Source organism: Massilia sp. R2A-15 (assembly GCF_030704305.1).
Taxonomy (GTDB): Bacteria; Pseudomonadota; Gammaproteobacteria; order Burkholderiales; family Burkholderiaceae_D; genus JAFCUW01.
This window is the reverse complement of record NZ_CP131935.1, coordinates 4,472,495-4,487,127: the sequence shown is the minus strand read 5'-3', so window position 1 is coordinate 4,487,127 and position 14,633 is coordinate 4,472,495. Positions and strand designations below refer to the sequence as shown.

The following is a 14,633-nucleotide window of genomic DNA, read 5'->3' as shown; positions in this document are numbered from 1 at the left end:
ACGCCGGCGGTCCGGGGTCTGGTCCTGCGGACCTGACCCCATTTTCAGCGTTCGCGCTGCTCGCCTTCGCCGCCACGTTTTCGCTCGCCAGGAGGAGGCGGGGCCGGACGTTCACGGGCCGGCGATGGAGCGGCAGGCGTTGGCGCAGGAGCCGGGCGTTCCCGTGCCGCTGGCGGAGCAGCTGGCGCCGCGGTCGGCGCGCTCTGCTGCTGGAACACCGGCGGCTGCGCCATCTGGCGCGGCTGCTGGGCGGCTTCCGGCTCGCGATGGCGCCGTTCTTCCTGGCGCGATCCATGCAGCACCTGGTCCACCGCCTGCTGCGCCGCCGCCTGCGGTGCCGGCGCGGGCGTCGGCGCGGCTACGGGCGCGGGCGCCTGCGGACGCTGGCGCTGCTCTTCGAAGCCTGGCCGGCCGTCGCGGCGCCAGAATGGCGAAGGAGCCGGCGCCTGCTGCTGTGCCGGCGCCGCCTGCGGCGCGGGCATGCCGACCATCTCCGGGCGATGCTGACGATTGCGTTCCATGTCGTCACGGTCCATCCGCTCGCGCCCGCGATGCTCTTCCTGGCGCGCGGCCGGCGGATTCCACTGCCGGTCGCGCAGCGTGATCTGCGGTACCGCCGTGCCGGGCGCGTTGTGCACCGAAATCGTGCCGCGGCGGCCGGCGCCTTCATGCGGCAGCACCGTCAGACCGCTGCGCTGGTCGCGCCATTCCTGGCGCCGCTCGTCCGGATGCGCATAGCGGTTCAGGTGCTGCAGCCGCTGCTGCGACAGGCGATACACCGGCGTGTACGATTCGCGCGGCGACAGCGGATACCAGCTGCGCGACGGCAGCGCGCTGCGGCCGACGCCGAAATTCCAGCCCGAGCCGCCGACCCAGCCCACCAGCGCCGGCGACCACACCGGGCGATCGATATGGCGGCCCGGCGCCCACGACCAGCGCGAGCCGACCTGCACCCAGCGGCCGTAATGGAAGGGCGCATAACCCCACGGCGCGTTGTCCACCCAGGTCCAGCCCCACGGCGCGATCCAGGTCCAGCTGCCGTCGCGGTACGGCGCCCAGTCGACACCGACCACGGTCGGCGTCCACAGCGGGCCGTACTCCGGATCGTCGCGCCAGACGCCATTGCGGTCCAGGTCTTCATAGCCGGTCATCTCGCTCGTCACGTAGCGCGCCGAGGTGGAGCGGTCTTCGTACTGGTCGCGCTGGAAGGCCCAGTCGTCGAAGCCATCGCGGCGCGCGGTATCGGTGCGCACCGAGTCGTCGCCCACTTCGGCGCGCTTGCCGGCGCGGACGATCAGCTGCGAGCCGCGCTCGTTGACCAGCGCGACGCCGTCGAACACGTTCACCACGGTCAGCGATGCGGCGTCCACGCGCATGCGGCCCGGCTCCTGCATGCGCACGACGCCGTTCGGCGTGCCCAGCTCGAAGCCGGCCAGCGCCTCGGCGTTGCGGATGCGGACGTTCACGCTGCCGTAGTCGAGCCGCAGGCGCAGGCTGTCGTCGTCGAGTTCATCGACCTCCAGCGAGGTATCCCCGTCAAGGCGCAGCGAGGTCGAGCCGATGCGGATCTCGGTGCGCGCGCCGCGCGCGGTGGTGATGCGGTTGCGCGAGGTCACCGGCCAGTTGACCAGCGCGGCGTTGACTTCCCCGCCTTGCTCGCCGCTGATGCTGACCTGGCCCTGGGCCAGCGACACGCGGCCCACGCGCGCCGGCGGATCGGCGAGATCGGCTTGCGCAAGCGCCAGCGTCGAGAACATCGCGCACGCCACCAGCGTCGCGGCCTTGATGAAGCGAGTAGTCATTTGAAACTCCAAAAAAGTGGACGAGGTGCGTCGTTAGAATTAAACGCGCGTGCACCCAAATTGTGCACGGGGGTTACAAAGCGTTGCAATTACGTCAGCTCGCGCTACGTTTGACGAAGAACAGCGCGGCGCCGACCAGCACCAGCACGGCGCCGAAAAAACGGTTCTGCTTCTTCACCGCGCGCGCATCGTGAAAGTAGCGCTGCATGGCGGCGGCCAGGCCGGCGTAGCCGTGCATGACCAGCGTGTCGATGGTGACCATGGTGGCGCCCAGGATCGCCAGCTGCGGCACCAGCGGCGCTTGCTGCGAAATGAACTGGGGCAGCACGGCGACCATGAAGATGATGCCCTTCGGGTTGGTAGCGTTGGTCAGGAAGCCAGTGAGTACGCGCCGGGCGAAGGGCGGATGGCCCGCCGCGGCGGCGCCGGCCATTGGCTGCGGCGCGGCGCGCCACTGGCTCACGCCGCAGTACATCAGGTACAGCGCGCCGACCGTCTTGACCACGCCGAAGGCCAGCGCGGACGCCACCAGCAGCGAGCCGACGCCGGCGCCGGCGATGGCGAACACCAGCAGCAGGCCGATTTGCAGGCCAAGCACGGTGGCGCTGGCCTTGCGCAGGCCGTAGGCCAGGCCGTGCGACATCGCCATCACGGCGCCGGAGCCGGGAGAAATCGCGATCAGCGTGCCGGCGAAGACGAACGTAATCCAGGTGGCAAAAGTCATGCGGGGAACAGGGAATGGGGAACTTCAGGGGGGCGGGGGACGCCGCGCGGCGCGGCAGGGCGGGCGCGCGCCGGCATGAAGCCAGCCGCGTCCGCCCGGGTGACGCTTACTTCTTCTTTGGGTTGACAGCGGCCTTCAGGGTCGCGCCAGCCGAGAATTTTGGCGACTTCGAAGCGGCGATCTTGATCGCTTCGCCGGTCGATGGATTGCGGCCCTTGCGTGCGGCGCGCTTGGCGACCGAGAACGTGCCGAAGCCGGTGATACCAACCGTGTCGCCTTTTTTCAGACGCTCGGTGATGATATCGATGACCGTGTTGATCGCGCTGTTGGCTGCGGCGCCGGACATCTCGGTGCGCTTCGCAAATTCTGCAATCAGTTCGCCTTTTTTCATAACTAACCTCCAAGTTGAAAGAGCGGGAAGATTAGCATAAATATTGCTCTGTGCAATAATTTCTCGAAGGGGCGCGCGAAAGTAAGCCCGGCTGTGACTGGATCGCCACGATTTCGACGACCTGCTCACAACACGGTTTCGACCTTTCGACGGCCTGCGACAAGCCCGGGGACTAGGCGTCCCCGTCGTTCCGGCGGACCTGACCCATTACCTCATTGCGCCTGCGCCGGGTTCGCCAGACGGGTGCGCAGCGCCGCGTTGATCAGGGTCTGATAGCCCTTGCCGCTCTGCTCGGACAGCGAACGGAACTGCGACAGCACCTCGTCGTCGAGATATATCGTGATGCGCGTCTTGCGCTTGACCTGGCGCGCAGGACGGGCGGCGGCGGTCGATGTCTGGTAGTCGGTATTCATCATGATTCCCCTGGTGGATGGGCCGCTGCCGTAACGCAGCGAGCCAGTAAGGCAACTATACGTATGTCGGCGCGCCAATTGCGCGGAAAGCGACGAGTTGCATTTTTCGGGGAATGAACGGCGGATTTCGCGGCTGGCCGGTGCACGCGGCGGCGTCGGGTAAGATGATATTTTTTTAATGGATGAGGAGCAGGGCCGATGGCTTCAGGCAGTTTGCTGGCATTGATCGACGACATCGCGGCGATCCTCGACGACGTCGCGCTGATGAGCAAGGTCGCGGCCAAGAAGACCGCCGGCGTGCTGGGCGACGACCTGGCGCTCAATGCGCAGCAGGTGTCCGGCGTCGATGCCGACCGCGAGCTGCCGGTGGTGTTCGCCGTGGCGGTCGGCTCGCTCAAGAACAAGGCGATCCTGGTGCCGGCCGCGCTGGCGATCAGCGCCTTTGCGCCGTGGGCGATCACGCCGCTGCTGATGCTGGGCGGGACCTTCCTGTGCTACGAAGGCTTCGAGAAGCTGGCCCACAAGTTCCTGCACAGCGCCGAAGAGGACCAGCAGCACCACGCCGAACTGGTGCAGGCGGTGTGCGACGACGCGGTCGACCTGGTGGCGCTGGAGAAGGACAAAATCAAGGGCGCGGTGCGCACCGATTTCATTTTGTCGGCCGAGATCATCGTGATCTCGCTCGGCACCGTGGCTGGCGCGCCGTTCGGCCAGCAGGTCGCCGTGCTGGCGGCGATCGCGGTGGTGATGACGGTCGGCGTGTACGGCCTGGTGGGCGGCATCGTCAAGCTCGACGACGCCGGACTGTACCTGGCCGGGCGTGGCAATGGCGCGCTGCGCCGCATCGGCCAGGCGCTGCTGACCGGCGCGCCGCTGCTGATGAAGGCGCTGTCGGTGCTCGGCACGGCCGCCATGTTCATGGTCGGCGGCGGCATCCTGATGCACGGGGTCCCGGCGCTGCACCACTTTGTCGACGGCGCGGCGGCCGGGGCCGGCAGCGTGGCCGGCGTGGGGCCGGTGCTCAAGTTCGTCACTCCGTCGGCGATCGACGCGGTTGCCGGGATGCTCGCCGGCGCCGCCGCGCTGGTGGTGGTGACGATCGCGACGCGGCTGTTCAAGCGCAAGGGATAGTCGCCGGCGGGGTGATTGTTATTTGCGCCGGGTTCAACGGTCGGCAAGCACGTTTGGTCTGCAGGGACGCGTGAAGGGCCGCGTCGTCGGATCCACCGATCTCGGCGGCGCGACGGCACCGAACTTTGCCGCACCTTTAGCGTTGCGCGGCCGCTTCGATGCGGCAACTGCAATCTGCCGGCATTTTGCTGCCGGACGTGCTAATCCTGGATCACCTGCGCACGGTTGATCGTGGTCAAACCGATTTTGAGCGTGCAATCCCACACTGATTGCGGCGATTCGAGGCGATTGAACGGCGCTGGCATGCATGGGCGTGAGTCCAACACCATGCTGACGTGGATCAGCACGGAATTCCTGAGCCGCCCGATGCAGGGCCAGCCCATCCTGAAAGTTGACGTTGGCGTGCGCCACGGCGTTTTCAGCTACGCCTTCGAATGAAAGGATTACGCCATGCGAGTACTCGACACGGCGGGCGAGGGCGACGATCCCGACGAGATCAGCGACATGGGCGTCGACGACGCGGTGCAGGTGGCGCTGCAGCTGCATCGGCTGGGCCAGCATGACGTGGCCGAGCAGCTGTACCGGCGCATCCTCGACGCCGAGCCAGCGCACGCCGATGCGCTGCACTTCCTCGGCGTTCTGCTGCACCAGCGCGGCCGCAGCGACCAGGCCCTGGAACTGGTGCTGCAATCGATCGCGCTCGATGCGGCACCGGCCGGTCGCTACAACAACTTGGGCAACGTGCTGCTCGAACTGGGCCAGCTGGAGCAGGCCGCGACCGCCTACCGGGAGGCGATCGAGCGCGATGCGCGCCACGCCGACGCCTGCAACAACCTGGGCGCCGTGCTGCGCGCGCTGGGCCATCTTGAGGAGGCGCGCAGTTCTTATGAGCAGGCAATCGCCATCGATCCGAGCCACGTCGAAGCCTACACGAACTTGGGCAACCTGCTGACGGCCCTCGGCCAGGGCAGCCAGGCGGTCGCCTGTTACTGCAAGGCGATCACCCTGATGCCGCACCATCCGCAAGCGAGAAAACTATTGGGCCTGGCGTACGCCACCCTGGGCCAGCCGGAGCGAGCGATCCAGGTGTACCGCGACTGGCTGCGCGAGGAGCCTGACGATCCGATCGCGCTCCACCTGCATGCCGCTTGCTCGCGCCGCGACGTTCCGGCGCGCGCGGCGGACGCCTATGTTGAACGTACCTTCGACGGCTTCGCCGCTAGCTTCGACGCCAAGCTCGGCAAGCTTCGCTACCGCGCCCCCAAACTGATAGCGGACGCACTCGAGCATGCTGCGGGAGCACCGGCGCACCGGTTCGATATCCTCGACGCCGGCTGCGGTACCGGCTGGTGCGGCCCGCTGGTAGCGCCGTACGCCGCGCGCCTGACGGGGGTCGACCTGTCGCAAGGCATGCTCGAGCGCGCCGCTCAGCGCGGCAGTTACGATGCGCTTGAGAAGGCCGAACTGCAGGCCTGGCTCGCGCGTCACGACAGGCAATTCGACGTCATCATCTCGGCCGACACCCTGTGCTATTTCGGCGCGCTCGATGGCGTGTTCGCCGCCGCGCGCCATGCGCTGCGTCCGCACGGCTTGCTGCTGTTCACGCTCGAAGCGGGCGCCGACCACGGGCCGCGTTACCGGCTCGAGCCGCATGGACGCTACTCTCATGCGCGCGGCTACGTACGGCGCGCGCTGCACCTGGCCGGCTTCGCCGTCGCCGCGCTCGAGGCGGGCGAGCTGCGGATGGAGTCCGGAAAGCCCGTAGCAGGCTGGGTCGTCACGGCGCGCGCGCGAAGCGCCGGCAAGCCGGCGGCTCTGCGACAGATCGTTCCACCCGCGCATCGGGGACTATGATTTTTTGAGGCGCATCACCAAGGCTGGCGCCGAAGTTCAGCAGCCGCTGTTGCATCGCATGCGAGCGCGCGAAGACTGTCGCCACTGAGCGAATTCGAGCTCGACCTGGTCAGCGAAAAAGCGGCCGCGCGCCGCACGACCTCCTCGGCACCGGCCTCACGATCGACGGCCATGTGACGGGCCTGGAGCAAGCCGGCACACACGGCCGCCACCACGACCTCGAGGGCGACCGCGAACCGATGAATCGCGCTAACCCGATCGCGCCGGAAAACCGCCGGGTCACCATCGTCAACCTGTCCCAGTAGCGCCGCCGGGGCGCGCAAGCTTACGCGGAACTGACGGGCCTGTTGTAAATTTTGTTATTGAACCCCTGAAATGTTGTCATGAATTGACTTTAGTAAACACGTGTAACAGCATTAATTGAACGTGTTTTCGCTATAAGAGGCCCGCTGTCCATAGAGGGCTCGTTCATTCATTTTCAACAAGGGAAAGATAACCAATGCAGAACAAGCTCGTGCCCCGGAAACAAGTACTCGCCCTCGCCATTGCATCGCTGCTCGCCAGCGGCGCCTTCGCCCAGACTGCACCAAGCGCCGACAACAGCGCCACCGTCGTCGTCACCGGCACCCGCGTGGCCAACCGTACCGCGCTCGACACCGCGGCGCCGGTTGACGTCATCTCCGCCGAATCGCTGAAGAACGCCGGCACCACCGAAATCAACCAGGCGCTGTCGGTCGCGCTGCCTTCGCTGAACTTCCCGCGCCCCGGCCTGACCGACGGCACCGATACCGTGCGCCCGGCCACCCTGCGCGGCCTCGCGCCCGACCAGACGCTGGTGCTGGTCAATTCGAAGCGGCGCCATTCGTCGGCGCTGGTCAACGTCAACGGCACCATCGGCCGCGGCTCGGCGTCGGTGGACATGAACACGATCCCGACGGCGATCGTGCGCAACATCGAGGTGCTGCGCGACGGCGCCTCGGCCCAGTACGGCTCCGACGCGATTGCCGGCGTGGTCAACGTGCGCCTGCGCACCGACCGCGACGGCGGCGCGGCGACCGTGACCTATGGCGCCCGCGTCACCGACTACGATGTGCGCGCCGATGCGCCGCCGGCCGGCGCCAACTGGGGCGCGGCGCCTGCCTCGCGCAAGCTGACCGACGGCCAGACCGCCACCGTCAGCATGTGGAAGGGCCTGCCGTGGGGCGAGAGCGGTTTCGTCACCATCGCCGCCGAATACAAGGACCAGCAGCACACCGAGCGCAGCGGCTACGACATGCGCGCCGCCTACTCCAAGGTCAATGGCGCCTTCGACCCGCGCGAGGCCACCTTCAACCGCTTCGACACCTGGTACGGCGAGCCGCAAATGAAGCAGGCCACGCTGTTCGCCAACGCCGCCAATCCGCTCGGCGGCGGCGTCACGCTGTACGGCTGGGCCAGCTATCAGGACCGCGACGCCAAGTCGGCCGCCAACATCCGGCGCGCGGTGCAGGACCAGAACATCGCCTCGATCTACCCGGACGGCTTCATCCCGTTCATCGTGCCGAACGTGCAGGACTTCGCCGCGACCGGCGGCGTGACGACCCCGATCGGCGGCTGGGACGTCGACGCCTCGGTCGGCTACGGCAAGAACAAGATGCACTTCGACCTGGAAAATACCCTGAACCGCTCGCTCGGCGCGTCCAGCCGGACCGCGTTCGACGCCGGCGGCTTCTCGTACGACCAGGTGGTGATCAACTTGTCGGCGGTGCGCTCGGTGCCGATGGACAGCCTGGCCTCGCCGGTGAACGTGGCGCTGGGCGCTGAAGTGCGGCGCGAAGGCTACCAGCTGGTGGCCGGCGAGCCCGACTCCTACCGCAACGGCGGCGTGCTGTCGGCGGCCGGCGCCCAGCTGCCCGGCGCGCAAGGCTTCCCCGGCTACCGTCCGAGCGACGAGGGCTCGTCGCACCGCACCGCGTCGGGCGTGTTTGCCGACTTCGAGGCGAACCTGACCAAGCAGCTGCTGGCCTCGTTCGCGGTGCGCGGCGAGCACTACTCCGACTACGGCAACAGCCTGGCGGGCAAGCTGGGCGGGCGTTTCGACATCAACCCGATGTTCGCGTTGCGCGGCTCGGTGCAGAACGGCTTCCGCGCGCCGTCGCCGCAGCAGCAGAACTTCTCGGCCACGTCGACCAACTTCATCAACGGCATCCCGTTCGACATCACCACCTTCCGTCCTACCGATCCGGTGGCGGCGGTGCTGGGCGCCAAGCCGCTGCACGCGGAAAAGTCGCTCAACCTGTCGCTCGGCGGCGTGATGCGCTTCGGTAAGTCCAGCCTGACGGTGGACGCCTATCGCATCAAGATCCGCGACCGCATTGTGCTGTCGGAAAACCTGATCGAATCGACCCTGCCAGGCATCAACGCCTTCCTCAAGGCGCGCGGCTTCCCGGGCTCGGGCGGCGGCCGCTTCTTCATCAACGGCGTGGACACCACCACCGACGGCGTCGACGTGGTGTTCAACGTGCCGTTCAACGCCGACACCGCGGGCAAGTTCGACCTGACCCTGGCGGCCAACGTCAACAGCACCGAAGTGACCAAGCTGCCAAGCGTCGCCGAACTGTCCGCGTTCAATCCGGCGCCGGTGCTGTTCGGCCGCGTCAACACCTTGACGTTCGAGAAGGGCACGCCGAAGAACAAGCTGTCGGCCAACCTGAACTGGAAGCTGGGCGCTTGGGGCGGCACCGCGCGCGCCACCCGCTACGGCGAGTCGCTCAGCCCCGGCACCACCGCGGCGCTCGACTTCTGGCTGTCGGCCAAGACCCTGGTCGACCTCGAGGCGCGCTATGCGTTCACGCCGAAGACCTCGCTGGCGATCGGCGCCGACAACGTGTTCGACGTCTATCCGGACGCCCTGCCGCCGAATCTCAACACGACCGGCGCGGCGATGTTCTCGAACTACTCGCCGTTCGGGCGTTCGGGACGCTTCGTGTATGCGCGACTGAATTACAACTTCTGACGCGGCCAGCCCGAGAAACAGCAAAGCCACCCTCGGGTGGCTTTTTTCATGGTTTGCCGCAGCTGCCTGAGCGGGCAGACGAAGGTGGGCTAACGTCCCGGCGGCGGCTCCCACAATTCCACGCGTGTCCCCTCGGGATCGGTCACCCAGCCGAACTTGCCCAGTTCCGATTCGTCCGTCTTCTCATCGACCTGGCAGCCCTCCGCGCGCAGCAGGGCCAGCAACGCATGCAGATCGGCGACGCGGTAATTGATCATGAAGGGCGACGGACTCTTGAAGTAATCGCTGTCCGGTTCGAAAATGCTCCACACGGTCGTGCCGGCTCCGTCCGGATTGGCGGGCGACTGCCACCGAAACACGGCGCCGCCCCATTCCTCCAGCTTCAGGCCCAGATGGCGCCGATACCATTCGCGCAGCGCTTCGGGATCCTTCGCCTTGAAAAAGATCCCGCCGATGCCGGTAACGCGCACTTGTTCATTTGTGGACATGGATTTTCCTTGTTGAGTTGACACGTAATCATATCCTCGGATCAACACAAACCCAAGCACTGTGTTATGCCGCCGATAAGGTGTCTGCAAAGCACCTCTTTTGTCTGCGCAAAATCAAAACCGGCCGCGCCAATCCTAACCACAATGCAACTGTCGTTTCCGCATGGAAACCCCTAACCGACGAGGCAAACCGACATGGACTCCCCAAAACTGCAACGCCGCTCCTTCCACGCCGCCGCGCTCGGCATGCTGCTGGGCGCGATGGCGCCTGCCGGCGCCTCGGCCATCATCTCGACGGCGCCGGCCCGGCCGAAGACTTTCGTGCTGGTGCATGGCGCGTGGTACGGCGGCTGGTGCTGGGACAAGGTGGCGCAGGCGCTGCGCGCGCAGGGTCATGTCGTCACCACGCCGACCTGCCCGGGCCTCGGCGAGCAGTCGCATTTGCTGTCGAAGGACATCTCCCTGACCACCTTCATCACCAGCATCACCAACCACATCCTGTTCGAAAACGTCCGCGACGTGATCCTGGTCGGCAGCGGCTTCGGCGGCGTGGTGATCAGCGGCGTGGCCGACCGGATTCCGCAGCTGATCAGGCAAATGGTGTTTGTCGATGCGATGGTGCTGGCGAGCGGCCTGTCGGTGTTCGAGGCGCAGCCGGCGGCGGTGACGCGCAAGCGGCTCGAGCAGGTGGCCAGCGCTGGCAAAGGCGTGGCGATCCCGGTGCCGCCGCCCTCGACCTACGGCATCAAGGACAAGGCCACGTTGGACTGGGTCAGCGCGCGCCTGACGCCGCATCCGGTCGGCACGTACGAGGAAAAGCTGGTGCTGGCCAACCCGCTGGGCAACGGGCGGCCGCTGACCTATGTGGACTGCGTTGCTTCGCCGTTCGAGCCGCTGGTGGAGGTGAAAAAAAACCTGCGCGCGCAGTCGGGGTGGAACTGGGTGGAGTTGAATACCCACCACGATCCGATGATTACGGATCCGAAAGTGCTGTCGGATTACCTGGCGACCGTCTGAGCCGCCCACGGCTCCCCGCCCCGGCACACGAGAAACACCGTACACTGGCACAACTGGCCACGACAGCCCCGTACCGGCCCATCGCCGCGTCCGGGACAGTCAGTTGATCGCCGCACCTCAAATTTTTTGCAGAACGCGCGCCCATCCGGCATCTACCGAACGGATGCGCGCGCGCAGTTGTGCTATTGAGTAGTGGGAACCTGAAATGCTACCGACTTTGGAAATTTGAAATGAGTGTTCAACGATGTGAAGTGTCACCGTGTCTGTCCGGGGGCGGCCAGGCAGGCGAAATCCTGCGCGCGCTTGACTGGTCGGCGTCGCCGCTCGGGGAGCCGGCCAGCTGGCCGCAGCCATTGTGCACGGTGGTGGCGCTCATGTTGAGCTCGAAATTTCCGATGTTCGTCGCCTGGGGACCGGAACTGGTGTTCCTCTACAACGACGCCTACGGCGAGATCCTCGGCGCCAAGCATCCGGCCGCTGCCGGCGGACGTTTCGAGGAGATCTGGCATGAGATCTGGAGCGATATTTACCCGATCGTCGCCGATGCGATGGCCGGGAAAGCGAGCTTTTTCGAGAACCTGCCGCTGACCATCCGCCGCCACGGCCAGTTCGAGGAGGCGTGGTTCACCTTCTCCTATTCGCCGGTGCTCGACCAAACGGGTTCGGTCGGCGGCATGTTCTGCGCGGTGGCGGAGACGACCGACCAGGTGCTGGGCGAGCGCCATCGCGCCGAAGAAAACCGGCGCCTGCGCCATCTGTTCCAGAAGGCGCCCGGCATCATCGCCTCGCTGGTCGGCCCCGAGCATACCTTCGAGCTGGCCAATGACGCCTACCTTGCGCTGCTGGGAAAAACCGACGTCATCGGAATGACCGTGCGGCAGGCGATCCCGGAGCTGGAAGGCCAGGGCTTCTACGAACTGCTCGACAAGGTGTATTCCAGCGGCGAGGCCTTCCTGGGCCGCGAGGTGCCGGTGATGCTGCAACGCAGCCGCGACGATGAACTGGAAGAGCGGTTCGTCAATTTCATCTACCAGCCCACCTTCGACCATCGCGGCAAGGTCACCGGCATCTTTGTCGAAGGCAGCGACGTGACCGAAGCGGTCAGGGCGCAGAACGCGGTGCGCGAAAGCGAGCAGCGCTTGCGCCAGCTGGCCAACACCATCCCGCAGCTGGCGTGGATGGCCGAGTCCGATGGCATCGTCCACTGGTACAACGACCGCTGGCTGGAATTCGCCGGCACCTCGCACGAAGAAATGATGGAGCGCGGCTGGATGTCGATCGTCCATCCCGACGACGTCGAGGCGCTGACCAGTCAATGGCGCCATTCGGCCGAAACCGGCGCGCTGTACGAGGCGACCGGCCGCCTGCGCAGCGTGAGCGGCGCGTATCACACGTTCTTCATCCGCGCCGCAGCGCTGCGCGACGAGGCCGGCGCCATCGTGCGCTGGTTCGGCACCAACACCGATGTCACGCCCCTGCATACGGCGCAAGACAAGCTGCGCGCGGCCGACCGCCGCAAGGACGAATTCCTGGCCATGCTCGCGCATGAGTTGCGCAATCCGCTGGCGCCGATCGCCACCGGCGCCGAGTTGCTCAAGCACGCTGCCGGCAACGAGGCGCTGGTGCAGAAAACCAGCCGGGTGATCGCGCGCCAGGTCGATCACATGTCCAAGCTGGTGGAAGACCTGGTGGACGTATCGCGCGTCACGCGCGGGCACATCGCGCTGCGCCACGAAAACCTGCGCATCACCGACATCCTGCGGGAAGCGATCGAACAGACCCGTCCGCTGGTGGAAACCAGGCGCCAGGTGTTCTCGGCCGACCTGCCGGGCGCCGACTACTTCGTCAACGGCGACAAGACCAGGCTGATCCAGATTTTCGCCAACATCCTGAACAACGCCGCGAAGTACACGCCCGATGGCGGAAACATCGCGCTTCGCCTGGGGGCGAACGCGGATCGCCTGGTCGTGACGGTGGAAGACAGCGGCGCGGGGATTACCGCCACGCTGCTGCCGCACATCTTCGAATTGTTCACCCAGGGAGAGCGGCTGCCGGACCGCGCGCAGGGCGGACTCGGTCTTGGCCTGTCGCTGGTCAAGCGGCTGGTCGAGCTGCACGGCGGAACGGTGGCGGCCGAGAGCGCCGGCAGGGGGCAGGGCAGCACGTTCACGGTTTCCCTGCCGCGCGCGCTGCTGGCGCCGGCGGCCGACATTGCGGAGCCGGGCGCGGTTCGCGCTTCGAAGGATCACTCGCTGCTGGTGGTGGACGACAATGTCGATGCGGCGCAGACGTTAGCGATGCTGCTGGAGTCCGAGGGCTTCAAGGTGGCGGTGGCGCACACGGCCAAGGAGGCGCTGGAAGCGGGACGGCGCCTGTCGCCGACGGTGCTGTTCCTCGATATCGGCCTGCCCGACATGGACGGGCACATGCTCGCGCGCGAAATGCGGGGGATGGCAGCAACTCGGAATTCCCGGCTGGTCGCCCTCACCGGCTACGGCCAGCCCGAGGATAGGCAGAAGGCAAAAGACGCTGGCTTCGACGAATTCATGGTGAAGCCGGCGAGCCTGTCTGGAATGCTAAGCGTGATCGCCGAGGCGACGGAAGCGGCAAATCGGTAGGCCACGGCGAGGGACTGCCCCACACCGGTCTGAGAAAGCTCTTATCGATTGGGTTTTGTAAGATGTTGTCGTCCGGTCATTGCTGATGACTGCGCGGATGCGTCCCTCGATGTAGCCGCTCCTTGGGGCACTCGTTGCTTCCAGCTTGGCCAAGCTTTTACTGTTTCGCTCGAACGATTAAGATGATCGAGAAATGCGGATTTACTTTCCATTGATTTTCTCCAATTTTTGGTTGAATTCATCAGCAACATCGGTTTCGCGCTCTATATACGAAGTGGGTAGCATCTGCATTCTTAACTTGCTGCCGTGTTCATTCCACTTGACAATTTTACCGTCGGCGCTTTTGCGAACGACCTCGTAACCACTGCCCAAACCAGTAGAAAACAAATTGAAAAAGCTTCGGGGCCCCACTCCAACAAATGGCTCAAATACAACCTTATTGTGCGGTAGGGATGCGTCGAGGGTTATCGCATCACCATGAAACTCAAGCGCCTTGCTCTTGGGATAGGGTTCCACATACACCACTCTCTTCACCCGCTGAGTGAACAGGCAAGCGAGAGGGAAGCCTGATGATGTCCATCCTAATACAGGCTTTACTGATGACCTACAGCACCTAGTATGTCACGAGTTACGAGCACGATGCTCTAAAAGCGAAGCTCGGCAAGTGGCCCCTGCCGAACTTCCTCGCGCGCTAATCCATTGTGGAGTTTGAGCGTGCATGCAAAATCCTATCGTTCTAAATAAACGCCAAGCGCTGCCCGGAGCCCTGTCAGGTACTGAAACCTGCAGCACCCAAGTCCTCATCCAGCTTGGCATCGATTACGTCGTCATGAAGCGGCGTCCTGTTTAACACCTTATCCTTCCCATATGAAGCAGCCGCCAACGATGAAAGCGGCAGGTTTTCCTGCTCGACGTAGCGGAATGCGTGCAGCACTTTCTGACCGAACTTCGCACTGTCCTCGTCTTTGACAAAACCGTAATGTCCCTGCAACACTTGTGCATGACCCAAAGCTTCATGATCGGAGATAGTCCTCTCCGCACGTTCTTGTTTGCGGAGAATCGCACGGCCGAGTGACAGGTAGACTGCATCAGCAAATGGCCCAGTAAGCGGCATTCTAACCTCCATTATATGTTGTGGATTCCACAACATATGGGCGAAGGTACCGGATTCAAGAGGCTACGATAGCCCTTCAAAGTTAG

13 protein-coding genes are annotated in these 14,633 nt (G+C 65.2%); 6 read left to right on the top strand and 7 right to left on the bottom strand.

Going from position 1 to position 14,633, the window contains the following annotated elements; all coding sequences use genetic code 11:
• Positions 1-44 precede the first annotated feature (44 nt).
• The 4 genes from Q4S45_RS20705 to Q4S45_RS20690 all read right to left on the bottom strand — a co-directional run bounded on the left by Q4S45_RS20705 (position 45) and on the right by Q4S45_RS20690 (position 3,333).
• On the bottom strand, positions 45-1,802 hold the full coding sequence (locus tag Q4S45_RS20705; RefSeq protein WP_305507291.1) for a DUF6600 domain-containing protein: 1,758 nt from the start codon (positions 1,800-1,802) through the stop codon (positions 45-47).
• Positions 1,803-1,896: 94 nt separating this feature from the next.
• Positions 1,897-2,526 carry a LysE family transporter gene (locus tag Q4S45_RS20700; protein ID WP_305507290.1) on the bottom strand — a complete coding sequence of 210 codons (630 nt, stop codon included), beginning with the start codon at positions 2,524-2,526 and terminating at the stop codon, positions 1,897-1,899.
• 106 nt (positions 2,527-2,632) lie between these two features.
• Entirely contained in the window at positions 2,633-2,917 is a 285-nt protein-coding gene (locus Q4S45_RS20695) for an HU family DNA-binding protein (RefSeq protein WP_305507289.1), read from the bottom strand.
• 212 nt (positions 2,918-3,129) lie between these two features.
• Complete coding sequence (locus tag Q4S45_RS20690) at positions 3,130-3,333, bottom strand: BrnA antitoxin family protein (protein ID WP_305507288.1); 204 nt, start codon at positions 3,331-3,333, stop codon at positions 3,130-3,132.
• A gap of 195 nt (positions 3,334-3,528) precedes the next feature.
• Here Q4S45_RS20690 and Q4S45_RS20685 point away from each other — a divergent pair, with 195 nt between their 5' ends.
• From Q4S45_RS20685 to Q4S45_RS20670, 4 genes are all read left to right on the top strand, one after another.
• A complete protein-coding gene (locus tag Q4S45_RS20685) occupies positions 3,529-4,461 on the top strand; it encodes a DUF808 domain-containing protein (protein ID WP_305507287.1) in 933 nt (310 codons plus the stop codon).
• A 303-nt stretch (positions 4,462-4,764) separates the two neighbouring features.
• Positions 4,765-4,899, top strand: a complete 135-nt coding sequence (locus tag Q4S45_RS20680) for a hypothetical protein (RefSeq protein ID WP_305507286.1) — start codon at positions 4,765-4,767, stop codon at positions 4,897-4,899.
• A gap of 12 nt (positions 4,900-4,911) precedes the next feature.
• Complete coding sequence (locus Q4S45_RS20675) at positions 4,912-6,315, top strand: tetratricopeptide repeat protein (RefSeq protein ID WP_305507285.1); 1,404 nt, start codon at positions 4,912-4,914, stop codon at positions 6,313-6,315.
• Positions 6,316-6,814: 499 nt separating this feature from the next.
• The gene (locus tag Q4S45_RS20670) at positions 6,815-9,310 is read left to right on the top strand and encodes a TonB-dependent siderophore receptor (RefSeq protein WP_305507284.1); all 2,496 of its coding nucleotides are present in this window, start codon (positions 6,815-6,817) and stop codon (positions 9,308-9,310) included.
• A gap of 89 nt (positions 9,311-9,399) precedes the next feature.
• On the opposite strand, the gene Q4S45_RS20665 is transcribed toward Q4S45_RS20670, so the two are convergent.
• Positions 9,400-9,798: a VOC family protein gene (locus Q4S45_RS20665; RefSeq protein ID WP_305507283.1), complete on the bottom strand. Its 399-nt coding sequence runs from the start codon at positions 9,796-9,798 to the stop codon at positions 9,400-9,402.
• Positions 9,799-9,993: 195 nt separating this feature from the next.
• On the opposite strand from Q4S45_RS20665, the gene Q4S45_RS20660 reads away from it, so the two are divergent.
• Together Q4S45_RS20660 and Q4S45_RS20655 are read left to right on the top strand one after the other, a co-directional pair.
• On the top strand, positions 9,994-10,815 hold the full coding sequence (locus Q4S45_RS20660; RefSeq protein WP_305507282.1) for an alpha/beta fold hydrolase: 822 nt from the start codon (positions 9,994-9,996) through the stop codon (positions 10,813-10,815).
• A 251-nt stretch (positions 10,816-11,066) separates the two neighbouring features.
• The gene (locus Q4S45_RS20655; protein ID WP_305507281.1) at positions 11,067-13,433 is read left to right on the top strand and encodes a PAS domain-containing protein; all 2,367 of its coding nucleotides are present in this window, start codon (positions 11,067-11,069) and stop codon (positions 13,431-13,433) included.
• Between the two features lie 201 nt (positions 13,434-13,634).
• Here Q4S45_RS20655 and Q4S45_RS20650 read toward each other — a convergent pair whose 3' ends face one another.
• Together Q4S45_RS20650 and Q4S45_RS20645 are read right to left on the bottom strand one after the other, a co-directional pair.
• Positions 13,635-13,949, bottom strand: coding sequence for a hypothetical protein (locus tag Q4S45_RS20650; protein ID WP_305507280.1), 315 nt, complete (start codon positions 13,947-13,949; stop codon positions 13,635-13,637).
• Positions 13,950-14,202: 253 nt separating this feature from the next.
• Positions 14,203-14,547 carry a hypothetical protein gene (locus Q4S45_RS20645; protein ID WP_305507279.1) on the bottom strand — a complete coding sequence of 115 codons (345 nt, stop codon included), beginning with the start codon at positions 14,545-14,547 and terminating at the stop codon, positions 14,203-14,205.
• Positions 14,548-14,633: the final 86 nt, after the last annotated feature.